Source organism: Mucilaginibacter sp. RCC_168 (assembly GCF_041355315.1).
GTDB lineage: Bacteria > Bacteroidota > Bacteroidia > Sphingobacteriales > Sphingobacteriaceae > Mucilaginibacter.
In genome coordinates this window covers 94,879-120,837 of sequence record NZ_JBFUPN010000005.1, presented here as the reverse complement: position 1 = coordinate 120,837, position 25,959 = coordinate 94,879, and the positions used below count along the sequence as shown (strand labels likewise).

The 25,959-nt window shown below is 41.9% G+C and carries 22 protein-coding genes; 8 read left to right on the top strand and 14 right to left on the bottom strand.

Annotated elements, in window-relative coordinates; all coding sequences use genetic code 11:
* Nucleotides 1-28 precede the first annotated feature (28 nt).
* Nucleotides 29-1,408, bottom strand: a complete 1,380-nt coding sequence (locus AB6735_RS05850) for an NHL repeat-containing protein (RefSeq protein WP_370994920.1) — start codon at nucleotides 1,406-1,408, stop codon at nucleotides 29-31.
* A gap of 254 nt (nucleotides 1,409-1,662) precedes the next feature.
* Between AB6735_RS05850 and AB6735_RS05845 the strand changes: the two genes are divergently transcribed.
* Nucleotides 1,663-2,127 carry a DUF4920 domain-containing protein gene (locus AB6735_RS05845; protein WP_370994919.1) on the top strand — a complete coding sequence of 155 codons (465 nt, stop codon included), beginning with the start codon at nucleotides 1,663-1,665 and terminating at the stop codon, nucleotides 2,125-2,127.
* A gap of 164 nt (nucleotides 2,128-2,291) precedes the next feature.
* Here the strand turns inward: AB6735_RS05845 and AB6735_RS05840 are convergent, their stop codons facing one another.
* The gene (locus AB6735_RS05840; RefSeq protein ID WP_370994918.1) at nucleotides 2,292-2,981 is read right to left on the bottom strand and encodes a hypothetical protein; all 690 of its coding nucleotides are present in this window, start codon (nucleotides 2,979-2,981) and stop codon (nucleotides 2,292-2,294) included.
* A 101-nt stretch (nucleotides 2,982-3,082) separates the two neighbouring features.
* On the bottom strand, nucleotides 3,083-5,899 hold the full coding sequence (gene carB / locus AB6735_RS05835) for a carbamoyl-phosphate synthase large subunit (RefSeq protein WP_370994917.1): 2,817 nt from the start codon (nucleotides 5,897-5,899) through the stop codon (nucleotides 3,083-3,085).
* Between the two features lie 391 nt (nucleotides 5,900-6,290).
* Here carB and AB6735_RS05830 point away from each other — a divergent pair, with 391 nt between their 5' ends.
* Entirely contained in the window at nucleotides 6,291-6,815 is a 525-nt protein-coding gene (locus tag AB6735_RS05830; protein ID WP_370994916.1) for a hypothetical protein, read from the top strand.
* Nucleotides 6,816-7,073: 258 nt separating this feature from the next.
* Here AB6735_RS05830 and panD read toward each other — a convergent pair whose 3' ends face one another.
* Together panD and panC are read right to left on the bottom strand one after the other, a co-directional pair.
* Entirely contained in the window at nucleotides 7,074-7,424 is a 351-nt protein-coding gene (panD, locus tag AB6735_RS05825; protein ID WP_370994915.1) for an aspartate 1-decarboxylase, read from the bottom strand.
* A gap of 164 nt (nucleotides 7,425-7,588) precedes the next feature.
* Nucleotides 7,589-8,419, bottom strand: a complete 831-nt coding sequence (gene panC / locus AB6735_RS05820; protein WP_370994914.1) for a pantoate--beta-alanine ligase — start codon at nucleotides 8,417-8,419, stop codon at nucleotides 7,589-7,591.
* Nucleotides 8,420-8,571: 152 nt separating this feature from the next.
* On the opposite strand from panC, the gene AB6735_RS05815 reads away from it, so the two are divergent.
* The 6 genes from AB6735_RS05815 to AB6735_RS05790 all read left to right on the top strand — a co-directional run bounded on the left by AB6735_RS05815 (nucleotide 8,572) and on the right by AB6735_RS05790 (nucleotide 17,751).
* Nucleotides 8,572-9,396 carry a glycogen/starch synthase gene (locus tag AB6735_RS05815; RefSeq protein ID WP_370994913.1) on the top strand — a complete coding sequence of 275 codons (825 nt, stop codon included), beginning with the start codon at nucleotides 8,572-8,574 and terminating at the stop codon, nucleotides 9,394-9,396.
* Between the two features lie 15 nt (nucleotides 9,397-9,411).
* A complete protein-coding gene (locus tag AB6735_RS05810) occupies nucleotides 9,412-10,809 on the top strand; it encodes a DUF4270 family protein (RefSeq protein ID WP_370994912.1) in 1,398 nt (465 codons plus the stop codon).
* A 187-nt stretch (nucleotides 10,810-10,996) separates the two neighbouring features.
* Nucleotides 10,997-12,832 carry a glutamine--fructose-6-phosphate transaminase (isomerizing) gene (gene glmS / locus AB6735_RS05805; protein WP_370994911.1) on the top strand — a complete coding sequence of 612 codons (1,836 nt, stop codon included), beginning with the start codon at nucleotides 10,997-10,999 and terminating at the stop codon, nucleotides 12,830-12,832.
* Between the two features lie 275 nt (nucleotides 12,833-13,107).
* Complete coding sequence (locus AB6735_RS05800) at nucleotides 13,108-14,043, top strand: LysR substrate-binding domain-containing protein (RefSeq protein WP_370994910.1); 936 nt, start codon at nucleotides 13,108-13,110, stop codon at nucleotides 14,041-14,043.
* Nucleotides 14,044-14,174: 131 nt separating this feature from the next.
* Nucleotides 14,175-16,592: a TonB-dependent receptor domain-containing protein gene (locus AB6735_RS05795; RefSeq protein WP_370994909.1), complete on the top strand. Its 2,418-nt coding sequence runs from the start codon at nucleotides 14,175-14,177 to the stop codon at nucleotides 16,590-16,592.
* A 1-nt stretch (nucleotide 16,593) separates the two neighbouring features.
* Nucleotides 16,594-17,751: a PepSY-associated TM helix domain-containing protein gene (locus tag AB6735_RS05790; protein ID WP_370994908.1), complete on the top strand. Its 1,158-nt coding sequence runs from the start codon at nucleotides 16,594-16,596 to the stop codon at nucleotides 17,749-17,751.
* A gap of 86 nt (nucleotides 17,752-17,837) precedes the next feature.
* Here the strand turns inward: AB6735_RS05790 and AB6735_RS05785 are convergent, their stop codons facing one another.
* From AB6735_RS05785 to AB6735_RS05745, 9 genes are all read right to left on the bottom strand, one after another.
* Entirely contained in the window at nucleotides 17,838-18,866 is a 1,029-nt protein-coding gene (locus tag AB6735_RS05785; protein ID WP_370994907.1) for a 2Fe-2S iron-sulfur cluster-binding protein, read from the bottom strand.
* Between the two features lie 11 nt (nucleotides 18,867-18,877).
* Nucleotides 18,878-20,326 carry an amino acid permease gene (locus AB6735_RS05780; RefSeq protein ID WP_370994906.1) on the bottom strand — a complete coding sequence of 483 codons (1,449 nt, stop codon included), beginning with the start codon at nucleotides 20,324-20,326 and terminating at the stop codon, nucleotides 18,878-18,880.
* Nucleotides 20,327-20,445: 119 nt separating this feature from the next.
* Nucleotides 20,446-21,450: a zinc-binding dehydrogenase gene (locus AB6735_RS05775; protein WP_370994905.1), complete on the bottom strand. Its 1,005-nt coding sequence runs from the start codon at nucleotides 21,448-21,450 to the stop codon at nucleotides 20,446-20,448.
* Between the two features lie 608 nt (nucleotides 21,451-22,058).
* Complete coding sequence (locus tag AB6735_RS05770; RefSeq protein ID WP_370994904.1) at nucleotides 22,059-22,670, bottom strand: superoxide dismutase; 612 nt, start codon at nucleotides 22,668-22,670, stop codon at nucleotides 22,059-22,061.
* 198 nt (nucleotides 22,671-22,868) lie between these two features.
* The gene (locus tag AB6735_RS05765) at nucleotides 22,869-23,339 is read right to left on the bottom strand and encodes a nucleoside deaminase (protein WP_370994903.1); all 471 of its coding nucleotides are present in this window, start codon (nucleotides 23,337-23,339) and stop codon (nucleotides 22,869-22,871) included.
* On the bottom strand, nucleotides 23,336-23,713 hold the full coding sequence (locus tag AB6735_RS05760; protein WP_370994902.1) for an SdpI family protein: 378 nt from the start codon (nucleotides 23,711-23,713) through the stop codon (nucleotides 23,336-23,338). The genes AB6735_RS05765 and AB6735_RS05760 overlap by 4 nt, the downstream gene beginning before the upstream one ends.
* A 1-nt stretch (nucleotide 23,714) precedes the next feature.
* On the bottom strand, nucleotides 23,715-24,050 hold the full coding sequence (locus tag AB6735_RS05755) for a tRNA-binding protein (protein ID WP_370994901.1): 336 nt from the start codon (nucleotides 24,048-24,050) through the stop codon (nucleotides 23,715-23,717).
* 223 nt (nucleotides 24,051-24,273) lie between these two features.
* The gene (locus tag AB6735_RS05750) at nucleotides 24,274-24,600 is read right to left on the bottom strand and encodes a hypothetical protein (protein WP_370994900.1); all 327 of its coding nucleotides are present in this window, start codon (nucleotides 24,598-24,600) and stop codon (nucleotides 24,274-24,276) included.
* A gap of 305 nt (nucleotides 24,601-24,905) precedes the next feature.
* Nucleotides 24,906-25,928: an asparaginase gene (locus tag AB6735_RS05745; RefSeq protein WP_370994899.1), complete on the bottom strand. Its 1,023-nt coding sequence runs from the start codon at nucleotides 25,926-25,928 to the stop codon at nucleotides 24,906-24,908.
* Nucleotides 25,929-25,959: the final 31 nt, after the last annotated feature.

Here is a 25,959-nt window from a genome sequence, read left to right as displayed (position 1 = left end):
AATCCCCAAATCCAATAATCCCAAAATTCTATATTCCTGACGGAGGGACAAGCTTACGTATACGGTTATTGTTGCTGTCGGCTATCCAGATATTACCACTGGCATCAGCTGCGAGGCCTTGTGGGGCGTTAAATAAAGCACTTGTACCTTGTCCATCTGCAAATCCTGCTGTAGCGGTTTTTCCGGCTAATGAAAGTAAAACCTTATTGGCTGTAAGCTCTAATACACGGCCATTTTGATCGCTTATAAACAAGTTCCCTTTAGCATCAAAAGTAAGCGCTCCTGGATTGCTAATCAGTGCGGATAATTTAAGACCGCCAACAACAGTGGTTACCACCCCCGCAGCTGTTATTTTACGAATGGCGTAATTTTGCAGATCCGCAACATAAATATTGCCCTGTGCGTCCAATGCAATGCCATTGGGCTGATTGAACTGTGCGGTGGTAGCTGTAGCATTGTCAACGTAACCGGCTGTCGTTTTACCTGCAATGGTAGTTACAACCCCTGCAGCCGTAACTTTACGGATAAGATTATTACCCTGATCGGCCACATATAAATTACCCTGAGCATCCAGCGCCAAACCGCGTGGACTGTTAAACGTAGCTTTATTCCCTGTGCCATCGGCATAGCCGGCATCACCGCTTCCGGCTAAGGTGCTTACTGTGTCGTTTGCTGATATTTTACGGATCATATTGTTGCCAAAATCAGCTATATAAATATTCCCTGAAGCATCAGCCACCAGGCTTTGCGGCGCATAAAACTTAGCGCTGGCAATTGGGCCGTCAATATAACCTATGCTTCCGTCGCCGGCCACAGTTGTTACTACACCAGATGGTGTAACTTTTCGAATGGCACTATTGAAGGAGTCAGTCACGTAAATATTACCGGCGGCATCAATAGTTAGGCCCTGCGGACTGTCAAATACCGCACTTGAACCGGTTCCATCGGCGAACCCCGTAGTCGCACTGCCGGCAACCGTGCTCACCGTACCCCCTAAGGTCGATACGTCTGCGCTGGTGGTAAACTGTATGGTATTACCATAGGAGGTTCCGGAGGCGCTAATGGCATATGCCCTTAAATAATACGTTGTTTTTGGAGTTAAGCCGGTTATCTTACTGGCATAGCTCTCAACGGTAACTGTGTCCGCGGTTTTAGAGTCGGCAGTAGTTGGGTTTTGATTACTTGCACTCCAGCATACGCCAATGCCTGTCAGGGTTTCGGTTAAAGGGGTTGTAATTAATCCACCGCTATATGCGCCTGTTCCGGTAGCGGTAGTAGTTACATCCATTGTTACCAGAGTTGGTGGGGTGCCGGTTGTATTTGTGCTTTTATTACATCCGGTAACTGTGAAAAAAATTGCTAACAGATATGCAGCAAAAAAGAATGATTTAGTTGAAGTTTTGTTCATGTGTGTTAATAGATTAAGTAATAAGTATGTTTATTAAGCACTTTATTAACTCTATGCATAGCTGCATATTATTCAGCTGCAGGGGTTTTAACATATATTAACAAATGGCATTAAAATCCTTTTTTGTAGTCTAAAAATGGCCTTTGTGATGTCTAAATAGATATTTTAGAATGAGCATAGTATGAAGAAGATAATATTAACAGGGCGGATAACATTTTGCCTATATAATTGTTACAAATCAACAAACAATAGCCATGAAATCTCTCCTATTTCCAATTGCTCTTTTACTTTCAACTGTTGCTTTTGCACAGCAGCATGTTCCGCTGCCCCATGGTATGGTTTATGGCGATAAACCAAATACTCAGGCCATGATGAGTGCCGCAAAGCTGGAAACCTTTATGGGGAAAAAAACCAGGATCAGTACCACTATTGAAGGCCGGGTGATCAGAGTGATCCGCGGAAAAGGTGGTTGGTTTGAGCTGGATGCCGGCAGAGGGAAAGTGATAACCGCGCATTTTAAAAATTACAGTATAAACATCCCGGATAATTTAGCCGGGCGTACAGTGATTATTGAAGGTGTGGCCCAAAAGCAATTTATAGCCGACGATCTTCAACATCTGGCCGGCGATACTGTTATTGACAAAAAACAGCATAAGGTAAAAACGGATACTAAAAGGAAACTAACCTTTGAGGTAAAAGGATTACTGGTAGATAGGTAGGCCCCTGAGGAGAACTTAAGCGGAATAATATCGAATAATGAATTTTGAATTTCCAACAAGGCTGTCATGGAGCTCCGTCGAAGCATGGTGAGCAGGCCTCTGCCCTCTACCCTTCGACAGAGCTCAGGGTGGCACCCTTTTTTAGTATTATCTTTTAATGCTGATTAAAACTTAGCGTCGCGGGTTAATACCGATGGTTCCAGGTATAGGTCGGAAGTGAAGAGCTCTTTTACCTTTTGGGCTACTTCATTACGATTAACAGTTGAGGCATCACGACGGCATTTGATATAATGTTCGCGGGCCACTTTCTCGGCCAGATCACCCAGGGTTTTTACTTTAAGCTCCTTGCCAAATTTACCCGCAAGCATTAAGCCGGTTATAGCAATCAGTGCACCAATAAAAGCCATTGCAGGCTGATAAAAGAAACCAACTGCCGATGCTGCGAGCACAAATATAAATGTGCCTACAATGCCCTGTTTCGGCTGCAAAAGATTGATCTTGAAACCCATTTCGCGTTCAATCTCAGTGATCACTTGTAAGCGGGTATCCCTGGGAAAAATGTCGGCCAGTTTGGTTTGGGGTTTTATTAACTCCTTTGGGGGTGAAATGGTGGAGTTAATGGCATTGCGTATTTTATAAAATGCCTGCTGAGTGGTACAGCTGTCGTTATTGGTTTGTTTTACCTTCTCTACCACAATATCACAAAGCTTGCCGAAGGTTTTTACATCCTTGCAGGATGTGTCGTCTAAACGGATATTAAAGGATCTTTCAATTTTTACAAGAACATCACCTATCTCCTCAGGATCAACATTATTCAGGTTGAATGCCTGTGTATTATTCGAATTAGCTTTCAATATATACTAACTTAGTTCAACAATATATTACCTGCAGCCTGGGCTGCAGGTAAATGTTATCGGTAATTAAACTGCATGCGCAATCTAATGTTTTAATTATTTTATTTGCTCAGGTACATTGATTTTTCTTTGTACAAATGCCTGAAATAAGGATCTTGAAGGTTAGGTATAAAACGGATAGCCTCGCCGGTCGATTTCATTTCGGGGCCTAATTCTTTGTTCACCTCAGGGAATTTATCAAAAGAGAATACCGGTTCTTTGATGGCATAGCCCCAAAGTTTGCGTTCAATGGTGAAATCTTTAAGCTTGTTAACGCCAAGCATTATTTTGGCGGCAATATTGATGTAGGGTACGTCGTAAGCTTTGGCAATGAATGGTACGGTACGTGAGGCACGTGGATTAGCCTCGATCACATATACCTGATCATTTTTTATCGCGAACTGTATGTTCAACAGGCCGCGTACGTTTAATGCCTTGGCTATTTTTATAGTATATTCTTCCATCTGGCTTATCACATTGTCTGACAGATCAAACGGTGGCAATACGGAGAATGAATCGCCAGAGTGGATACCAGCAGGTTCAATGTGCTCCATCATACCTATAATGTGTACATCATCACCGTCACTGATCGAGTCAGTTTCGGCTTCGGCAGCACGGTCAAGGAAGTGGTCGATCAGTACACGATTTCCGGGAAGGTTTTTCAGCAAGCTAACAACAGCTTTTTCCAAATCTTCATCGTTGATCACTATGCTCATACCCTGGCCGCCTAATACATAGCTTGGGCGTACCAATACCGGGTACCCAACCTGATGGGCTACTTCAAGTGCTTCTTCAGCGCTTTCGGCAACACCATATTTAGGGTAAGGGATCTCAAGCTCTTTTAACAGATCCGAGAAGCGACCGCGATCTTCGGCGATGTCCATATCATTAAATGATGTACCAATGATCCTGATGCCATGCTCGTGCATTTTTTCGGCCATCTTTAAGGCTGTTTGCCCGCCAAGCTGAACAATTACACCATAAGGTTTTTCCAGCTCGATGATCTCACGTACATGCTCCCAATATACCGGCTCAAAATAAAGCTTATCGGCCATGTTAAAGTCGGTCGAAACGGTTTCAGGGTTACAGTTAACCATGATAGCTTCAAAGCCCGATTCTTTGGCGGCAAGCAGGCCGTGTACACAGCTGTAATCAAATTCGATACCCTGACCTATCCGGTTAGGACCTGATCCTAATACAATTATTTTCTTTTTATCAGACGATACAGATTCATTCTCGCCTTCATAAGTAGAGTAGTAGTAAGGTGTTTTGGCCGGGAATTCTGCAGCGCAGGTATCAACCATTTTGTAAACCCGGTTAATGCCCAACGCTTTGCGGCGCTGGTAAACATCCTCTTCGGTTACATTCCCCAATATATACGCTATTTGAGTGTCTGAGAAACCTTTTTGTTTCAAGGTATACAGGAACTCCTCGGGGATGTTGGTTAATGAATATCTTCGCAGTTCGTTTTCCAGGTTTACTACATCCTGGATCTGGTTCAGGAACCAGCGATCAATTTTGGTAACTTTACGTACAGATTCGATCGGAACGCCGAGACTTAATGCGTCATATACGTGGAAAAGTCTGTCCCAGCTTGGATGCTCCAGGCTGTGCATGATCTCTTCCAAATTGCGGCTCTGACGGCCATCGGCACCTAAACCGGCACGACCGATCTCTAAACTCTGGCAGGCTTTCTGCAAGGCTTCAATAAAGCTGCGGCCAATGCCCATCACTTCGCCTACCGATTTCATTTGCAGACCCAACTCACGGTTGGCGCCCTTAAATTTATCAAAGTTCCAGCGAGGTATTTTAACGATCACATAATCCAGCGTTGGCTCAAAATAAGCTGAGGTGGTTTTGGTGATCTGATTTTCAATTTCGTCAAGGTTATAACCTATAGCCAGTTTGGCTGCAATTTTAGCGATCGGGTAACCGGTTGCTTTTGATGCCAGGGCTGATGAGCGTGAAACCCGTGGGTTAATTTCAATGGCGATGATAGATTCATCGGCCGGGTTAACCGAAAACTGTACGTTACAGCCGCCTGCAAAGTTACCAATGGCACGCATCATTTTGATAGCCTGGTTGCGCATCTCCTGGTAGCAGCGATCGCTCAGGGTCATGGCCGGGGCCACGGTGATCGAGTCGCCGGTATGGATACCCATCGGGTCAAAGTTTTCGATAGAGCAAATGATGATCACGTTATCATTGTTATCACGCAACAGCTCCAGCTCGTATTCTTTCCAGCCTATAACAGCCTGTTCTACCAAAACCTCATGTGATGGTGATGCTTGCAGGCCGCGACTTAAAGCTGCGTCAAAATCTTCTTTTTTATGTACAAAACCGGCACCTTTACCACCCAGCGTATAGCTTGGACGGATAACCAATGGGAAACCTATCCCCTGTGCCGCTTCCTTACCTTCTAAAAATGAGTTGGCAATTTTTGAAGTAGCAACACCCACACCAATATCAACCATTAATTGGCGGAAAGCTTCGCGGTTCTCCGTTTTTTCAATAGCCGCCAGGTCAACACCAACAATTTTAACGCCATATTTTTCCCAAATTCCCTGCTCGGCAACACTAATACAAAGGTTAAGCGCGGTTTGGCCGCCCATAGTAGGCAGTACTGCATCTATCTGCTGTTCCTGTAGTATTTTTTCAATGCTTTCAGGTTCAAGCGGCAGCAGGTACACGTGATCTGCAATAACCTTATCTGTCATGATGGTGGCAGGGTTACTGTTAATGATGGATACGGTAATACCTTCGTCTTTCAGGGAAAGGGCGGCTTGTGAGCCGGCGTAATCAAATTCGCAGGCCTGGCCGATAATAATGGGGCCGGAGCCAATAATGAGAACGGATTTGATGGAATTATCTTTGGGCATAGGGCTTTTTTTAAATAAAAGTTCTAAGTCAAAAGTTAAAGGCGTTTTGAGGGCCATTAAACGATTTTTCCTATGCACTGAAGGCGAGAAATCCCGACCTCAGTGTCGGGGTGCAAAGATAGAGTTTTGTTAAACTTTTTTGACTATTTTTTTATAAAATTTCAGAAAGCTCTTCTGGTTCAATTTTGCATTGCTTTTCATGCACTAAAATGTGTTTTTAAATACAAAAAATGTATTTTTAAATATTGTTGCGATAAACCAGTTCAAAACCTGCACATATTGTGTTTTTATAGGAATTTAAGGTAAATTATACCGAACTTTAGGTCGAGCCCCGTATAAGAGAATCCCCGGACTTTTATCCGTAGCTTACCGGTCAACCATCTGAATTAAAATGATGAAGAAACTTACATTTATTTTGCTTGCTTCAATTTTATTTTTGGGGAGCTGCGCCATGATGCAACGTGTTGTAAAGGGGACGTTCCCATATACAGCCAATATGGTAATCCCGGCATCAACAAGTATAAGTGAGCCTCATACGGCTATAAGTACCGCAAACAGCTTTGATCAGGATTTTACCAAGGATGGAAATAATGCGGGTAAAATAAGCGAGGTGCGCATCTCATCAGCCAAGTTGGAATCAAAAGATCCCGCCAACTATAACATTGGCAATATTGCTTCGCTACGGGTATATATGGCCAAAGCCGATGGGAGTGATGAGGTCATGGTAGCTGTACGAAATGATATTAGTGCTACCGTGGGGAATAGTATTGTGCTGGATATTGATAATTCACATTTTCTTGACGAGTTGGTGCGGCAATCCAGTGTACGTATCCGAATGGTTTACAAATTACGTAAAGCTGGTGATGTGGATGTAAGCCTGAAGCTATCACTCGGCATAGGTGCTGATCCCCGGTAGTTAATTACCAAGTGTAAAACTAATAGGAACGCTGTATTGTACCCTTACGGGCATGCCAAATTGTGTGCATGGTATCCATTTGGGTGATAGCTTGAGTTACGCGTAGCTTCATCATCAATAGGTGGAATCACCGATTTGCTTACTTTTATATCAGAAAGCTCACCAGATAGTTTAGTTTAGGAAGGGAGAAAATATGCAATAATATACCTATCCTCCTTGGAGCAAGGGCTTAGAAGAGAGATGTTTTTGAAATCAGGCTTATTTGATCAGCTTATTATCAGCGTCGGGGAATATCAATATAGGTTCATAGGAACGGGCCTCTTCGGCATCCATATAAGCGTACGACATAATGATCACAATATCGCCAACCTGGGCCAGGCGGGCGGTGGCTCCATTAAGGCAAACGGTGCCGCTGCCGCGCTCTCCTTTTATTACATAAGTTTCAAAACGGGCGCCGTTATTATTATTTACAATCTGCACCTTTTCATTAGGTATTATATTGGCTGCCTCAATCAAATCTTCGTCAATTGTAATACTGCCCACGTAATTCAATTCGGCCTGTGTTACCTTAACCCGGTGAAGTTTGGACTTTAATACTTCAATAATCATAGCGCAAAGTTAGGAATAATTAGTTGATTAGAAGTTCATAGTTAATGGTTGATGGTTCATAGTTGAGAATTTACAAAAAGATGTAAATAGCATGCGTTAAAACACGATTAATATAAAGTTATACGAGTTTCTGCTATGATCTATGAACCATTAATCAATTGCTATTAGCCAATCAACATGTTATCTATCAGTCTTGTTTTGCCGGCACGGGCAGCAACAAGTGCAACAATGTTTTTGGTATCGGCGGTTGCGGTATATAAAGTTTTTCCGTCAACTATCTCCAAATATTCCAGTTCAATTCCTGGCTCATTGCTAATCATTGCTTCGGCCTGTTGTTTTATTGCTGGGATATCGCCTGCATCAAAATTGGTTTTAACCCAGTTGAGTGTTTTTGACAGAACAAGTGCGTGTTCGCGATCATAAGGAGTTAAATGGATGTTTCTTGAGCTCATGGCCAATCCGTCAGTTTCACGTTGGATAGGGCACATGACCAGTTGAACAGGCATATGTAACAGATCAATCATTTTGCTGATCACCAGGAACTGTTGGTAGTCTTTCTGACCAAAAAAAGCAAGATCGGGTTTTACAATATTAAACAGTTTATTAACCACCTGGGTAACCCCCTGGTAGTGCCCTGGTCTGAATTTACCTTCGAGTAAATGTTCCAGATCACCTATGTCTAAATGCCATTTCTCATTATCATCATACATTTCACTAATCACGGGATTAAACAGCACATCACATCCGGCTTGTTCCAGCATGGCAATGTCTGCCGCTATAGGCCGGGGGTATTTTTCAAGATCTTTTGGATCGTTAAACTGGGTAGGGTTTACAAAAATACTGCAAATTACTTCATCGCTATTTTGCTGAGCCTGTTTAATTAATGATATATGGCCCTGGTGCAGAGCACCCATAGTGGGAACAAAGCCCACTATTTTGCCTTGTTTAGAGGTGAAATGATGAGCTATTTCATTTTTGGTGGTAAATATTTTCAACGTAAAAGTTATTACAAATTTTGGTAAAGGTGTGCATTTGTATAAAAAATACCAAAAGTTACTTGCGTAATTCGTTGACAGTTTATATAATAATGCTTATATTTGCAGACTCAAATTTTTTGACTTCTTTACATATTAATACTGATTAAGTGATGGGTAAATCTAAGCTTTTGTTTATAACTCATGAAATGTCTCCCTTTCTCGAACTCACTAAAATTGCTGAAATAACACGCCAACTTCCGCAGGCTATGCAGGAGAAAGGTTACGAGATCCGTATCCTTATGCCGCGTTTTGGCAATATCAACGAGCGCAGGAACAGGCTTCATGAAGTGATCCGTTTATCGGGAATGAACATCATTATCAACGATAATGATAACCCGCTGATCATTAAAGTGGCATCTATCCCGGCGGCGCGTATGCAGGTATATTTTTTAGATAATGAAGAATATTTTCAGCGTAAGCATGTATTTGGCGATAAAGACGGTAAGTTTTACGCTGATAACGATGAAAGAATGATCTTCTTTTGTAAAGGTGCATTGGAAACAGTAAAAAAATTAGGCTGGGCTCCTGATATTATTCATTGCCATGGCTGGTTAAGCGCATTGGTTCCTGCTTATCTGAAAACTACTTATAAAGACGATCCGACGTTTAAAAACTCCAAGATCATTTATTCTATCTACGAAAATGATTTTAAAGAGAAATTAGATGTTGATTTTGCACAAAAAGCGGTAATGAGCAACATGACCGAACAACACGTTGAGGCTTATAAAGATGGCTCCAACTCTGCATTGTATGCAGGGGCTATCCAGTACTCAGACGGAATTGTTTTGGGCAGTGAGAATATAGATGCAGATGTGTTAAATAATGTTAAAAACAGCAATAAATCGGTTTTAGAATTTGATTCTACCGCAGATTTCGAAAATTATTACAATTTTTACGACGAAATTACCAACGACGAATTGGTGCATGTTGCTTAATCTTTAATATTATATATGAAATTTTTAAGATTAGACTTATTGACCCTGTTAATAAGTCTTTTTATTTTTAATAGTTGTAAACGACAGGATGGAATTGGTTTAGGTATTGATCCAACCAATCAGATCAATGGTAGCCTGGTTGTGGATACCAATATCATTATCCGCACAGAAGTTGACTCTACCGCTGTAACATCTGCACTTGCAAAAACACCGCTGGGTAATTTTACTGATCCTGCACTTGGATCTGTTACTTCAAGTGTGGCTTTGGGGATTTCATTACCTAACGACGCGGCTTATACTGTACCTGCAGGTACGTTGACTATTGATTCCGCCGTACTTGTGCTAAGATATGCTGATGGCTTTTACGGCGACTCGGTTGCAACGCGTTATACTGCCAATATTTATCAGTTAAATGAAAAGGCAGCAGCCCAAACCTATTACAATACTAAACGCTGGCAGGTGAATACAGGACTTGTATTAGGAACAAGAACATTCACAGCACGCACACACGATAGTGTAACTATTGCCAGGATCAGAAAAGATACGGTTGATACCGTACAAAAGGTAGGTCCGCAATTGCGTATTCCCTTTAGTAAGACGTTTATATATAATAACCTGTTTAATGCCAACAGCTCACAATTGGCCTCTACGTTACTTTTTCAAAATGCGATAAAGGGTTTATATGTTAGCTTGAGTAAGGGACAGGCTACAGATGCCGGAGGTATTCTACAATTAGCTCTAAACTCTTCACAGTTAGATGTATTCTATAAAACGGTTAATGGTTCAACAATTGACACGGCTTCAGTGACGTTGCCAATTGTATCACATAGTGCGGCGATAGAATATGTTTATAATGAAACTATCAAGGCATCATTAGCAGATCAAACAAATTCACAGAACACGATTTATTTACAGGGATTGGCAGGATTACGGGCTAAAATAAGTTTTCCGGGCCTTGATAAATTTAATCCGGATTCTATTGTGTTGAACCGGGCCGAATTGGTCATTACGCCCCAACCTAATTCCGGAATACCTTATGCACCATTACCAAAGTTAACTATGTATCAGTTGGACATAGCCCACCAACGGACGTATATTCAGGATGCTTCACCTGCCGATGCGCGCAATCAAATATCGGCGTTTGGGGGTAGATACGATAAAACTAAGAAGGAATATCATTTTTTGGTTACAGCCTATATTCAGGATCTGATACGTAAAAAAACAATAGATTACGGAACTTTTGTTGCCCCTATTGATACTACTGAGATCACTACCATAAGCGGAAGCAGCCTCAGTACAACAAGTATTACCCCGAGTGTACAAACTGCTGCCCGTACCGTTGTAATAGGGAGCGATAAAGCTTCACCGTACAAGATTAAGCTAAACATTATTTACACCCGGATACGTAAGTAAGTAAAAGCATATATAATAAAAGAATCCCCGTTAAGGGGATTTTTTGTTTAAGCAACTTCTACTTTTTAAAATTTGTTTTGAAGTAGGGAAAAACTCTTCCTGTTTGTGAAAAAATCAAAATAATAAGCCACGATTTATGTTATATAGCTAATTATTTTTGCTCCATTTACATCTTATTAAATTTATTATGTGCGGAATTGTTGGTTATATAGGTTACCGGGATGCTTATCCCATTATTATAAAAGGGCTTCATCGTTTAGAGTATCGGGGCTATGATAGTGCCGGTATTGCTTTGATTGACGAGGAACTGAAAGTTTATAAAAAGGCCGGCAAAGTTGATGACCTTGAAAAGTTTGTAAAAGATATTGACCTGAAAGGATCAATTGGGATGGGACATACCCGTTGGGCTACACATGGAGAACCCAGCGACCGTAACTCTCATCCCCATTCATCAGGAAACCGTAAGTTGACCATTATTCATAATGGCATTATCGAAAACTACGGTGTTATAAAAGAAACTTTACTTGCCAAAGGTCATATCTTTAAAAGTGATACAGATACCGAGGTTTTAATTCACCTGATAGAAGATATACAATTACAAGGCAAACTTGAGCTGCGCGAAGCCGTTCGGGTTGCTTTAAACAAGGTAATAGGGGCCTACGCTATTGTGATCATGAGTGTTGATGAACCTGACCAGTTAATAGCCGCGCGTAAAGGAAGCCCTATGGTGATAGGTGTGGGCAAAGGCGAATACTTTATTGCTTCGGACGCTACACCAATTGTAGAATATACCAAAAATGTAATCTATTTAAATGATAATGAAATAGCCTACATCAATCGGGAAAATCTGCTGATCAAAAATATTGATAATTCGGTTCAGACACCATACATACAGGAGCTGGATTTGAAGCTCGAGATGCTTGAAAAGGGCGGCTATGATCACTTTATGCTTAAAGAGATATATGAGCAGCCCCGCTCCATCCGTGATTGCCTGCGCGGGCGTATATATCCACAACAGGGTAAAGTACAATTGGGAGGTATTAAGGAGTATGCTGAAAAGCTAAAAAATGTAGATCGCATCATTATTATAGCCTGTGGTACTTCCTGGCATGCTGGTTTGGTAGGTGAATATCTGATCGAAGAGTATGCCCGAGTACCCGTTGAGGTGGAATATGCATCAGAGTTCAGGTACCGGAATCCCATCATTACCGAAAAAGACCTGGTGATAGCCATTTCACAGTCTGGCGAAACTGCCGATACCATGGCTGCTATTGAACTGGCGAAAGAAAAAGGGGCTACCATATTTGGAGTTTGTAATGTGGTGGGCGCTTCTATTCCACGCATTACCCATGCAGGGGTTTACACCCATGCCGGGCCGGAAATTGGTGTGGCTTCTACAAAAGCCTTTACAGCCCAGGTGAGCGTATTAACACTAATGGCATTTTACATTGCGCAACAAAGGGGTACTATAACCCAAAGCAAACTGATAGAATACCTGACAGAATTGAACGAGGTTCCGCAATTGGTAGAAACAGCGTTGAGATCAAATGAACGCGTAAAAGAAATTGCCGCGAAATTCAAGGATTCAACGAATTGTCTGTTCCTGGGCAGAGGAAGCTCTTTTCCGGTAGCATTAGAGGGTGCTTTAAAGCTTAAGGAAATATCTTACATACATGCCGAAGGCTATCCTGCCGCCGAAATGAAGCATGGCCCTATCGCCTTAATTGACAATGAAATGCCAGTGGTATTTATAGCCACACAGCATTCATCATATGAAAAAGTGATCAGTAACATTCAAGAGGTGAAAGCCCGTAAAGGCCACGTTATAGCCATTGTTACCGAAGGGGACACCGAGGTGAAAAATATGGCCGATTATGTGATTGAAATACCACAAACCAACGAAGCGTTTGTGCCATTGATAGCTACTATACCGCTACAACTATTAGCCTACCATATTGCCGTAATGCGGGGCTGTAATGTAGATCAGCCGCGTAACCTGGCTAAATCTGTTACGGTGGAGTAATAGAGATTTGAGATATTAGATGTGAGATATGAGAATTTTAAGTCTTATGCTCACATCTAATTTTTACAAATATGATGGCGCTTGATTTGTTAATCTCATGTCTCACGCCTCATATCTCAAATCTAAAACTATACCGCTCATGGAATTTACAATATTGGTTATCAGGTCATGCTTTGCCTGTGCACCCATTAATCGATATAAATTGCCTGGCTTCATTATAATATTTCGATAGAAAAAATCAATATTTGTTATATATTTGAATAGGATTTATCTATATGACTATTACCCAACTGGAATATATTGTTGCTGTTGATACCTACCGGAGTTTCGTAATCGCGGCCGAAAAATGCTTTGTTACACAACCTACATTAAGTATGCAGGTGCAAAAACTGGAAGATACCCTGGGTGTGAAGCTGTTTGACCGGAGCAAGCAACCTGTAACCCCTACCGAAATTGGCATCGAGATTATTACTCAGGCTCGTATTATGCTATCGGAAAGCGAAAAAATAAAAGAAATTATTACCGACAGGCAAAAAGAACTATCCGGCGAATTGAGGGTTGGTATTATACCCACCGTATCACCTTATATATTACCCAAAATTATTCGCGGTTTTATTGAAAAGTATCCGCAGGTTAAGCTGATAGTTTGGGAGCAAACTACCGAAGAGATCATACAACAATTAAAATTAGGCATGATTGATTGCGGTATCATGTCGACCCCGCTCCATGAAAGTTCATTGACAGAGATTCCTGTATTTTACGAAAACTTTGTAGCCTATGTGTCTAAAAATAGTAAACTCTCCAAAAAGAAAAATATCAACCCCGAAGATATTGATATGGAAGAGATCTGGGTGCTTAACGAAGGGCATTGTATGCGTGAACAGGTTTTAAATATTTGTCAGCGACGTAAATCAACCAAAGGTTTTCTGCATTTTGAATATAATACCGGCAGTGTTGAAACCCTAAAGCGCATGGTTGACCAAAACAATGGCGCTACTATATTGCCTGAGCTGGCTTTGGCTGAACTAACTGAGAAGCAACTGGACAAGGTGCGCTATTTTAAGTCGCCTGAACCTGCACGCGAAGTAAGTATAGTGATACAGCGTAATTTTTTAAAGCGCAGAATGATCGAAGCCTTAAAAAATGAAATACTTGAATTTGTACCCAAACGAATGAAGAGTAAAAAGAAGAAAGAGGTAATGGATATCTAAGCTTTAGCGAATAAGTTGGTTTCGCTATTTCCTGGTGCTAAATTTTATTATTTAGAATAATTATAAATAATTTGGATTGTTAGGGTCCGTGTCTTATTTTTGACGCATTGTTTATAATTAGTCTAAATAAAATGACGCAATCCCAACTTAATTTTCACAAACTATTCCCCCTCTCACTTTTTGCAATTATACTGCTCTTCAATTCAGCTGCAATTGCTCAGCAATCTAAAGGAACTATCAAAGGCCACGTTGTCATTCAAAATGATGGTCCGGCCGAAAATGTTTCGGTTACCTTAAAAGGTACAAAATACGGAACCATCACCAATGAAGATGGTGATTTTACTTTAAGAGCACCGCAAGGTAAATACACCCTGGTTATATCGCAGGTAGGTAGCAAGAGCCAGGAAACGCTTGTTGACCTGGCGGCTGGGCAATCTCTTACATTACCTCAATTTACCGTTAGCAAAGCCTCCAACAACTTGCAGGAAGTAAGTATCAGTGGAAGTAAGGTAAATAAGTTTAAAACTAAAAAGAGTGTCGATGTTGCTAAAATGCCCTTAAGTAATCTTGAAAATGCTCAGGTTTATACTACCATAACTAATCAGTTAATACAAGAACAGCAACTTTTTTCGGTTGACGATGCTTTACGCAACGCCCCGGGCATACAAAAAATGTGGGAAGCAACCGGTCGTGGTGGCGACGGTGGCAGTTATTACAACTCGCGTGGTTTTATTGTACAAGCCAAGTTGCGCAATGGTATAGCAGGTAACATAACCTCAGGTATTGATGCCGTTAACCTGGATAGAATAGAGGTGATCAAAGGCCCATCAGCAACTTTGTTCGGAAGCACCTTAACCTCTTACGGCGGTTTAATTAACCGGGTAACCAAATCGTCTTATGATTCATTTGGTGGCGAAGTTTCATTTGCCGATGGTAATTATAACTTTCACCGCGTGGCACTTGATATAAACACTCCCTTGGATGTTCAAAAAAAGGTATTGTTCCGCTTAAATACAGCCTTTAATAACGAGGGTAGTTTCCAGAATAATGGTTTTAACCGTGCATGGGCTATTGCACCAAGTTTGCTTTATAAAGTTAACGACAGGTTAACAATATCAGCAGATGCAGAATTGTCTTATGGTAAAAACATCGGCAAATCGATCTTCTTTATGCCTTATGGGCAATCAGTTACTGCTTTGGGATACACCAGTGCCGATCAGTTAAAACTGGATTATAAACAATCCTACTATGGCGATGATTTGACACAAACGTCAAGAAGCACCAACTTCTTTGGACAGGTAAAATATAAAATATCCGATCAGTGGACAACAAGTACTAATATCAGCGCAACTCATAGTTTTTCAAACGGCTTTGGCCCCTACTATTATTTACTTCCCGGTGATTCAGTTTCGCGCAATGATCAGTCAACCCGTAACAGTACGGATAATATGATCGAGATACAGCAAAACTTCAACGGCGATTTTAGAATAGGCAAGTTCAGAAACCGGGTAGTTGCCGGGCTGGATTTCTTCAGGGAAAATTCCAATCAGTTCTTTTTCGGCAGCACGCTTGATACCGTATCGGTAAAAGGTAGTCATAACTACTCCAATTTTAACCAGGCAGCTATGAATGCTTTGTATGCTACTGGTAAATATGGTTTTACTTACCCTTCAATCTATAAAACAAATACCTACAGCGCTTATGTTTCTGATGTGTTTAATATCACCGATCAGTTAATAGCCTCAGCCGCATTACGTGTCGATCGATTTGATAATAAAGGTAATTACGACCCAACAACCAATACTACATCCGGAGGTTATAAGCAAACCGCGTTTTCACCAAAGTTCGGTCTGATCTATCAGCCGGTTAAGGATCACGTGGCATTATTTGCCAACTATCAGAATGGGTTTACCAATAAAAACGGAATAAGTGAAGATAGTAAGCCGTTGAAGCCAGAACAAGCTAACCAAATTGAAGGCGGGGTTAAAATTGATCTGTTTGATGGTAAATTAAGTAGTACTTTAAGCTATTATAATATTAAGGTAAAAGACATCGTTCGTCAATCAACTATTAACCAGGCCCTATCTGTACAGGACGGTACACAGATAAGCAAGGGCTTTGAGGCCGAAGTAATAGCCAATCCTGTAACAGGCTTAAATATTATTGCGGGATTTGCATACAATGATTCAAAACTGGAGAAAACCGCTGATCTTACGGTAGAAGGTTTGCGGCCAACCACAGCCGGATCTCCTTATAGTGCCAATTTTTGGGCCAGCTATCGTATTTCAAAAGGTCTTGTAAAAGGTTTGGGCTTTGGTTTTGGCGGTAACTATGCAAGCGATAACAAAATTATAAACAGTAAAACGCTTGGTGTATTTTCATTACCTTCTTATACTGTGTTAAACGCTTCGGCATTTTATGATGCGAGCCAATACCGGATAGGGTTTAAAATGGATAATCTCAGCAACCAGAAATACTGGATTGGCTATACCACCGTTAATCCGCAAAAATTAAGAAGTTACGCCTTAACATTTGCCTATAAATTTTAGTATGACCTTTAAAAAGATCATCCTGTTTTGTCATCGCTGGCTTGGATTTATATCCGGGCTGGTGGTGTTTATAGTAAGTGTTACCGGCTGTCTTTTCTGTTTTCAGGATGAGATACAGGATGCTTTTTACAGTTACCGCAAAGTTGAGGTGCAGCATAAACCCTATCTTGATCCGTCAATTTTAAAAGCTGAAGCGTTAAAAGGTCATAAGGGAGCTACGGCTACTTATATGTATTATTATGGGATTGACCGCCCTGCGGGTATATTGGTTAACCTACCTAAGGATGGGATGCTATATGTTTACCTTAACCCCTATACCGGCAAAATAACTTATACAGAAAATCCCGCGAAGAACTTTTTTATAGTAGTAGAGTTTATACACCTTTACTTGTTACTGCCTCCCAAAATAGGCAGCCTGGTGGTGGGTATATCCGTTATTATATTTATGGTGATCATGATCACCGGGTTAATATTATGGTGGCCAAAACGTAAAAGCGACCGCAAGCGCAGTTTCAATATCAAATGGAATGGGCGTTGGCGCAGGGTAAACTATGATCTGCATAACGTATTGGGCTTTTATGCTACCGCTATAGCGCTTATATTATCAATAACCGGTTTATCTATGGTGTTTGAATCGGTTAGGGAGGGTATTTATACTACTGCTAACCTGGGCCGTTCTTATCCTTCTGAAAAAGAAGTACTCAAGTCCGATTCGCTTTTAAAGAACAAAGTAAACGGCAAGCCGGTTATTGATCAGGTATTTGCAATTGCACAGGCACATTCACCCAAAGCCGAAATGTTTTCCATTAGTGAGGATGCCTCGGCAGCCGGAACCATTGGTATAAATGCCTACGCCCAAACGCTGCATTATTACAAAAGCGATGAGTTTGTTTTTGAAAAATATACGGGCAAACTCCTAAAACAAACCCCGCATAATAAAAAAAGTCCAGGCAAGAGAATGAACGACATGAATTATGATTTGCACGTAGGGCAAATAGGGGGGCTAACCACCAAGATCATCGCGTTTTTAACCAGTTTGATCTGCGCCTCATTACCCATAACCGGTTTTATTATCTGGCTCGGGAAACGCAAAAAATCCAAATCAAAAAAAGTAAAAGAAGTGGTGCACCGCCGGGTCCATAAGCAGCATTTGGCTTGATTTATAAAGAGGGCCTTGTCGAAGGACGCGCGGAGAGGCCCTCCCACCATGCTTCAACGGGGTCAGCATGACATCCTGTAGGTAAGTTACTTCCCAAACGCTATCACCACATCATCACTTACCGGGTGACCGGTACAGGTGAGCACCCAGCCTTCGGCTATATCGGCATCAGTGAGCACATCATTTTTTACCATTTCAATTCTGCCGCTGTTACACCGGGCAGTACAGGTTGAGCATATACCATTTCGGCAACTATAAGGCAACTGCACATTGTTTTGCAAGGCTGCCTGCAATATGGACTGATTTTCGCCGACAGGCAGGTCATGTAGTTCATTTTTAAACCTGATCCTGATAGTTCTGGGTGGGAAATTCAATACCGTTCGGGTAACGGGCACGGTTTCCAATACAAAATTTTCCCGGCGGATCTGCTTAGGGTCGATCCCCATATATACCAATGCAAACCTGATCATGCGCATATAAGGGAAAGGGCCGCACAGATAAAATTCCGCTTTATCCATATCTTGTTGTACTATCTGGCGGGTAAGGGCTTCCACCTTATCGTTATTTAGCCGGTTGGCTTCGCTGCTAAGCAGGTAAATAATTTTAAACCTATCGGAATGCTGTGCTTCCAGTTGATCAAGATCTTCTTTAAATATAATAGAATCAGCATCCTGGTTACTGTAAATAAGGGTAAGCCTACTTTTTCCCGGACGTTTGAGTACATACTTAATCTGCGAAAATATCGGGGTAATACCCGTGCCTCCTGCAAACAACAAAATATCTTTTTCCTGTTCAAATTGACTGATGGTGAACCTGCCTGCCGGAGCCAGCGAGGTCAAAACATCGCCAGGATGTTCTTTAGCCAGCATAAATCGGGATATTTCGCCATTGGCGATACGCTTTACGGTGATGGATAATAATTCCTCATCCGGTGATGAACCTAAAGAGTATGATCGCCTGATCTCCTCATTACGATGGTTAAATATCAGGGTAACAAACTGCCCGGCCTTATATGGGATGGGTTTGCCCGAAACATTGCTCAAATAAAAGGTAGCCGTATCCTTTGTTTCCCACTTTATCCGTTCAATTTTTAGTTTTATTATATCCTCATTCATGAAAGCTATTCCTATTTAGCTGCAAGTCTTTTGCGTATCACGCTGTTCTTTTTACCATAGGTGAAATATATAGCTAAACCGATTGCCAACCAAATTATTAATCGTAACCAGGTATCACCGGGTAAAAAGGTCATCATGGCAAAGCAAACCAATATGCCCAATATAGGCACTACAGGTACCCATGGTGTTTTAAAAGGCCGGTGAATATTGGGCTGCTGTTTACGTAAAATAAGTACACCCGCGCATACCATCACAAAGGCCAGCAAGGTACCTATGCTGGTCATTTCGCCTACCACACGGATGGGCACAAATGCCGCAAACAGGGCGATAAAGGCACAAAGTACAATATTCGATTTCCATGGTGTGCGGAATTTGGTGTGCACATCTGAAAATACTTTAGGTAATAATCCATCCTTCGACATAGAGAAAAATACCCGCGACTGCCCCAGCAGATCAACCAGGATTACCGAAGTATAACCTATCAATATAGCCAGTACAATAGCCTTGCTCAGCCACTGGTAATGCGTTTTCTCGATAGCGATGGCAACCGGCGCGCCTGAGCCGATGAACTCTTTATAATTGGCCATACCTGTCATCACATGGGCAAAGATCACAAACAGGATAGTACACACCACCAACGAACCGATAATACCTATGGGCATATTGCGCTGTGGGTTTTTAGCTTCTTGAGCCGCGGTTGATACCGCATCAAAGCCGATGAATACAAAGAACACCAATCCGGCGCCTCTCAATATGCCCGACCATCCGTAGTCGCCCCATACGCCCGTATTTTGGGGTATATAAGGGTGATAGTTCTGTGGGTTGATGAACGACCAGCCCACGGCAATAAATACCAACACCACACCTACTTTTAAGCTCACAATAATAGCGTTAACCAGCGCCGAGCCTTTAGTACCCCTGATAATGATACTGGTAACCACAATAACGATGAGTGCCGCAGGCAGGTTAATGATGCCCCTTACAATATCGCCATTGGCCGCTTTGGAAGTTTCAAATGGCGACAAGATCAATTGCGGAGGCAGGTAAAGATCGAACCAGGATAAAAACTTGGTTAAATATTGCGACCAGCTAATAGCCACTGTAGCCGCGCCTACGGAATATTCCAATACCAGGTCCCAACCAATGATCCAGGCAAAAAGCTCGCCCATTGTGGCATAGGAGTAAGTATAAGCGCTGCCAGCTACCGGTATCATAGCCGAAAATTCGGCATAACAAAGCGCTGCGAAGGCGCAACCAACGGCTGCTATTAAAAATGATATGGTTACCGCCGGCCCAGAATGTTGTCCGGCCGCGATGCCAGTTAGGGAAAATAAGCCGGCTCCAATGATAATGCCTATCCCAATGAGGATAAGGTTAACCGGGCCTAATGTACGTTTTAAAGAGTGTTCGCCCTCTTCCGCAGATTCCTGCAGTAGCAGGTCGATGGGTTTTTTAATCATGCCTAAAATAAAGTCCACAAAATTAGTAGATTATTTTGCAATCATTTTATTTAATGGCCGGCAAGCACGAAATAAGTGTATTTAATAAATTAATATATTGATAATAAAATGTTTATATATTAACACCATAAATTTTGCAGCACAATTTTACCAAACTGTGTGGATTTCTCCATTTTGTCGATGGCTTTTTGCGCGTTTTTGAAATCGTATACCTCATCAACTACCGGCACCAACTCGTGTTTGCTTACAAAAGCCAGCATCGCCGTAAAATCGTCATGGGTGCCCATGGTGGTACCTAATAATTGCAGCTGTTTCCAGAATATTTTACGCCCATCAAGCGGGGGAATGTTGCCTGCCGTTCCACCGAACACAACAATACGGCCACCAGGGTTACAAAGATCGAGGAATTTGGCAAAACCCGCACCCAGGGCGCTATCAATAATAATGTCAAAGCCATGAGCCATCATTTTCAGCTGCTCGGCCCAGTCCTGCGCCTTGTAGTTTACACCCGCCGCAGCACCCAATTTTTTGGCACGTTCAATTTTTTCGCCGCTGCCGGATGTTACGAAGACCTGACAGCCTACGGCAACCGCCCATTGCAGGGCAAAAACACCTGTACCGGCGCCCACGCCCGATATCAAAACCTTATCACCTTTTTTTGCCTTAGCCTTGGTAAACAGCGCACGATAGGCGGTTAAACCTGCCAGCGGAATGGCCGCAGCCTGCTCCCAGGTAAGGTGATTAGGTTTGGGATGCAGATATTCTACCCGGGTTTTTACGTATTCGGCAAAAGTACCATCATCGGGCAGGCCCAGTATTTTAAAATCGGCACCCTGGTAATCGTCGCTTTTACCATAGTTATTGCTGGGGTTAATCACCACTTCTTTATTGAGCCAATGTTTGTCCTCATCGCTGCCTACTTCGGCTACTACACCGGCACCGTCTGAGCCCAATATGCTCGGGTATTTGATGCCCGCATATTTACCAACGGTTATCCAATAATCGCGGCGGTTTAGGGCGGCGGCTTTGATGTGCACCAAAACTTCACCGGGGGCAAGGGATGGTTTCTCAACTTCTTTGCATACCAGTGGTTTATCGGCGGCTTCTAAAACGATGGCTCTCATAATTATTGAATTATTCGTTAATAATTTGTTTTAAATGGTACTCATGAGTACTAGGTAGTTATTGATTTAGTGAATTAGTGATTTTTTGGGGAATCTCATCTGCATATTTGCACATTTAAAATCTGCACATCTACTTTCAAAAACTTTTTAAAGTTAAAATTTTAACAAATTTTAGTCGGAAACAGGGCAAAAAACACATTAAAAACTGCTCAAAATTCATTCAAAATCATCGGTTTTAACACTTTTTAACAAATTTTTAGCACGTTTTGAAAGTTTAAAAAGTATTGATCTGTTGATTGTCAAATAACAATATGTTAGATGGTCGTTTTTTGTTCTTAACCAAGCAGCCCGGTTTTCTGTTTTTTAGAAAACCGGGCTGCTATATAAATGTAAGAAATTTTTTAGTGAGATAAAAGTTATACCGAGCTTATCTCGGCATCTCATAAGCAAGGTGTATAAGATGATGGTTAGTCTGTCTGGTGGGATCCTGAAACAGTTCAGGATGACGACTTATTATATAAGCCAATCTATCAACCATGTTGTTGTTAACAAAAAAAGCGGCAGAATCATCAGATTCTACCGCTTTAAATTTATGGGTGCTTAAAAAATTAAGCGGTTGCTTTTGCGTAAAGCTCGGCAACGTGTTTCCAGTTGATCACGTTCCAGATAGCTGCCAGGTAATCCGGGCGACGGTTCTGATATTTCAGGTAGTACGCGTGTTCCCAAACGTCGATACCTAAAATTGGGGTGCCTTTTACTTCGGCGATATCCATTAATGGGTTGTCCTGGTTAGGGGTTGAAGTTACAGCCAGTTTTTTATCGGCAGTAACAATAAGCCATGCCCAGCCCGATCCGAAACGGGTTGCACCAGCTTCAGATACTTTGGTTTTGAAATCGGCAAATGAACCGAAAGTGCTGTTAATCGCATCGGCCAAAGCGCCTGTAGGCTCGCCGCCTCCGCTTGGAGAAAGCAAGGTCCAGAATAAGGAGTGGTTATAATGACCGCCGCCATTGTTGCGTACAGCAGGCGGGAATTTAGAAATGTTTTTGATGATATCGTCGATATTGCTGTCGGCCTCTGGCTTGCCTTCTAAAGCTTTGTTTAAGTTAGTTACGTAAGCCTGGTGATGTTTGCCATGGTGAATTTCCATAGTCAGTTTATCAATATGCGGTTCCAATGCATCTGTAGCGTAGGATAACGCCGGTAGTGTAAATGCCATAATAGTTATTTTATTAAGTTTAAAAGTTTAATGTTGTGACGTAACAAATATAAGAGATGAACTGAGTTTTTGTTCTAAAAAAATTGTCAGGTATTTGTCTGAACTCGAATTCGTAGAATTAAAGAATTGACAGAATGAATTAGCCGCTGTAGGCAAATTCGAAAATTCATTAATTCGATAAATTCCAGTTCAGACTTACTATCTCCTTTTTCCCTTAAAAAAACTCTTCACCAACTCCGAACATTCGTTTTCGCGGATGCCGCCGGTGATCACGGTTTTAGGATGGGTTATTTTTTGGTTGAGCCTGCCGAAACCCAGTTTGGCATCATAGGCCCCAAATACTATCCGGCTTACCTGGAACCAATACGATGCCCCGGCGCACATGACACAGGGTTCCATAGTTACATAAAGGGTGCAGCCTTGCAGATATTTGCCGCCCATGGAGTTGGCCGCCGCGGTAAGGGCCTGCATTTCGGCATGGGCTGATACATCGCTTAACCGCTCGGTAAGGTTATGGCCCCTGCCGATGATCTTACCTCCGGATACCACAATGGCACCGATGGGTATTTCGTCTTCTTCCAGGGCATATTTGGCTTCTTTTAATGCTTCGCCCATAAAAAATTCATCCGGCGAGATCGTCGGCTCGTCCTCAAAACTGAAGTATCTCATTTTTGTTCCTTATCAAAGGTTTTTTCTAAATGGTTTTCTGTTGATACAATTAAAAACAAACATGGGATTGGTCCGGAAGCAATTAAAAATAATGCGGTTAGGCCTTCTTTGAGTCGTACCGGAATGCTTACCTCTTTTAAGATAAAGGTGACCAGCAACCCTGCTACCACTAAAAATATCCCGGTTTTTACCATGTAAATGGCCCAATAACGATTAGCCTCATCCCAGGTTTCCTGGCTTTTTTGTGCCGATGGCATTCTATAACCGTACCATTTATTAATATGTTTAGGAGGGTAGTAATGAAAGATAGATCCCAGCAATAGTAAAATCACTCCAACTATTTGCGGTCCTATTATCCAGGGGGCTACATTCATTCTAAATTAATTTGCTGCCGTTGGGCACAGGTTTATCCACAGCGGCTAAAACAATATCCCCGTTTTCATCGGCAAAGCCGGTCACCAAAAACTCCGACATAAATTTGCCGATCTGCTTTTTGGAGAAGTTGATCACGCCGATGATCTGGCGCCCGGGCAGCTGGTCTAAAGTATAATGTTTAGTGATCTGCGCGCTTGACCATTTAATGCCAAATTCGCCAAAATCAACCCGCACTTTAAAGGCCGGTTTGCGTGCTTCGGGGAATGTTGTTGCTTCAAGGATGGTCCCAATCCGGAGCTCTACTTGCTCAAAATCGTGCCAGGTAATCGTATCCATATCGGCAAAGGTAAAAATAGATGTGCAGATTTTGGATGTGTTGATGTGCAGATAGGGAAATAATAAGATGTACAAACTGAAAATAATAATAACGCATCATTGCGAGGTACGAAGCAATCCCCTTTATGCAGGGCGAATAATGCAAGTCGCAGAGCGCTCACGGGAAAAAGAATGTTTTTTAATCAGTAATTCACTAAATCACTAATTCAATAATTAATAAATATCAATTACCCTTCGTGTTGTATTTTATCGCGTCGGCTTTTACGGTTTCTTTATCGTCGTGACCGGTTGTTTGTAAAATAATGATGCCATCCGCTCCCAGTGATTTCGCTTTTTCCGATAATTTGCTTTTAATGCGATCAGAATTGTTGGTGAAGTCCATCGATAAATGGCCAATCACTTTATAATCCTGCTTAACGTCTTTAGCATCATAATAAACATCGGCTTTTGGTGTTGCCGAATAGGTGTCGCCTACATAGGTAATGGGCGAACAGGCTGCCAGAAAAAGGCTGAAAGCAATGATGAGGTGATGTAATTTTAAGGTTTTCATAATGCTCAATTATTTAGGTATAAGATACAGAAAAGGCGCATTAGTTTAAAGCGGGAAACGCGGGTTGTGGTAACAAATTTGTTAGTGAAGGAAATGCATTGGTGCCGAACACTTTTAACTTATTGTAATTATCGAGGTTCTTGGGCCGGCAGGTGCATATATTTATCAATATACTATTGCTGTAAGGAGGAACGACGAAGCAATCTCATAGCTATTCTTATTCGTGAGACTGTACGGAGATTGCCGCGCTATCGCTCGTATGACGTGTAGAGAGGCAAAAAATGCTAAAAGACGAAGAATAAGATTTACGATACTGTGATCTCGCCCCTTAAATCAAACTCCATATAATATTTTACCATCGCCGGGTCATCAAACATACCCAGCAGATACATCATTTTAGTTACAGCCGATTCAAAGGTCATATCATATCCGTTGGCTACGCCAATATCTTTGAGGGCACGACTGGTTTCGTATCGGCCCAACTCAACCGTACCTACCTTACATTGTGAAATATCTACGATCACTTTGCCACTGTCAATAGCGTTTTTCAACAGATCAATAAACCATTGATCTGTAGTGGTATTACCCGCACCAAACGTTTCCATTACAATGCCCCGTACGTCGGAGTTCAGGATAGTTTCTACTACCTTAGTGCCAATGCCGGGATATAATTTTAGTACAGCAACATCACTTACCAGGTTGTTATGGATAATAAGTTCGGTACCCTCCTGTGGATGCCTAATATCGTTGGCGCTAAAACGGAGGTGAACACCCGACTCGGCCAGTATAGGGTAGTTAGGCGAGCGGAACGCCTCGAATTTGGAAGAATTATATTTAAACGCCCGGTTACCGCGGAATAGTTTATAATCAAAGTAGATACAAACTTCGGGTACGCGTGCACGGTCGCCTTTTTTTGATTTGGCAATTTCAATGGCCGTCATCAGGTTTTCCTTGGCATCGGTGCGTATAGCGCTTATGGGCAGTTGCGAGCCGGTAAATATGATAGGTTTGCCCAGGTTCTCAAGCATAAAGCTTAAAGCCGATGCAGTATAGGCCATGGTATCGGAGCCATGTAAGATCACAAAACCATCGTTATCATGATAATTTGACTGGATGAGCCCCGCCAGTTCGCTCCAGATAGCCGGGTTCATGTTTGATGAATCGATGATCTCGTCAAAGGAGTGGACTTTAATCCGGCAGTTTAATTTTTCCAGTTCAGGAACATTGTCCATGATCTGTTCAAAATTGATAGGCTTAAGTACTTTGGTCACAGGATCGGTCATCATTCCAATTGTCCCTCCGGTATAGATGATCAGTATCTGGCTCATGAAATAGGTTGTATGCTGTATAAATTCAATA

Excerpts from the sequence above, each read along its gene's own strand:
- AB6735_RS05850 (WP_370994920.1), bottom strand. The coding sequence starts at position 1,408 with ATGAACAAAACTTCAACTAAATCATTCTTTTTTGCTGCATATCTGTTA.
- AB6735_RS05845 (WP_370994919.1), top strand. The coding sequence starts at position 1,663 with ATGAAATCTCTCCTATTTCCAATTGCTCTTTTACTTTCAACTGTTGCT.
- carB (WP_370994917.1), bottom strand. The coding sequence starts at position 5,899 with ATGCCCAAAGATAATTCCATCAAATCCGTTCTCATTATTGGCTCCGGC.
- AB6735_RS05830 (WP_370994916.1), top strand. The coding sequence starts at position 6,291 with ATGATGAAGAAACTTACATTTATTTTGCTTGCTTCAATTTTATTTTTG.
- panD (WP_370994915.1), bottom strand. The coding sequence starts at position 7,424 with ATGATTATTGAAGTATTAAAGTCCAAACTTCACCGGGTTAAGGTAACA.
- AB6735_RS05815 (WP_370994913.1), top strand. The coding sequence starts at position 8,572 with ATGGGTAAATCTAAGCTTTTGTTTATAACTCATGAAATGTCTCCCTTT.
- AB6735_RS05810 (WP_370994912.1), top strand. The coding sequence starts at position 9,412 with ATGAAATTTTTAAGATTAGACTTATTGACCCTGTTAATAAGTCTTTTT.
- glmS (WP_370994911.1), top strand. The coding sequence starts at position 10,997 with ATGTGCGGAATTGTTGGTTATATAGGTTACCGGGATGCTTATCCCATT.
- AB6735_RS05800 (WP_370994910.1), top strand. The coding sequence starts at position 13,108 with ATGACTATTACCCAACTGGAATATATTGTTGCTGTTGATACCTACCGG.
- AB6735_RS05795 (WP_370994909.1), top strand. The coding sequence starts at position 14,175 with ATGACGCAATCCCAACTTAATTTTCACAAACTATTCCCCCTCTCACTT.
- AB6735_RS05790 (WP_370994908.1), top strand. The coding sequence starts at position 16,594 with ATGACCTTTAAAAAGATCATCCTGTTTTGTCATCGCTGGCTTGGATTT.
- AB6735_RS05785 (WP_370994907.1), bottom strand. The coding sequence starts at position 18,866 with ATGAATGAGGATATAATAAAACTAAAAATTGAACGGATAAAGTGGGAA.
- AB6735_RS05780 (WP_370994906.1), bottom strand. The coding sequence starts at position 20,326 with ATGATTAAAAAACCCATCGACCTGCTACTGCAGGAATCTGCGGAAGAG.
- AB6735_RS05775 (WP_370994905.1), bottom strand. The coding sequence starts at position 21,450 with ATGAGAGCCATCGTTTTAGAAGCCGCCGATAAACCACTGGTATGCAAA.
- AB6735_RS05770 (WP_370994904.1), bottom strand. The coding sequence starts at position 22,670 with ATGGCATTTACACTACCGGCGTTATCCTACGCTACAGATGCATTGGAA.
- AB6735_RS05765 (WP_370994903.1), bottom strand. The coding sequence starts at position 23,339 with ATGAGATACTTCAGTTTTGAGGACGAGCCGACGATCTCGCCGGATGAA.
- AB6735_RS05760 (WP_370994902.1), bottom strand. The coding sequence starts at position 23,713 with ATGAATGTAGCCCCCTGGATAATAGGACCGCAAATAGTTGGAGTGATT.
- AB6735_RS05755 (WP_370994901.1), bottom strand. The coding sequence starts at position 24,050 with ATGGATACGATTACCTGGCACGATTTTGAGCAAGTAGAGCTCCGGATT.
- AB6735_RS05750 (WP_370994900.1), bottom strand. The coding sequence starts at position 24,600 with ATGAAAACCTTAAAATTACATCACCTCATCATTGCTTTCAGCCTTTTT.
- AB6735_RS05745 (WP_370994899.1), bottom strand. The coding sequence starts at position 25,928 with ATGAGCCAGATACTGATCATCTATACCGGAGGGACAATTGGAATGATG.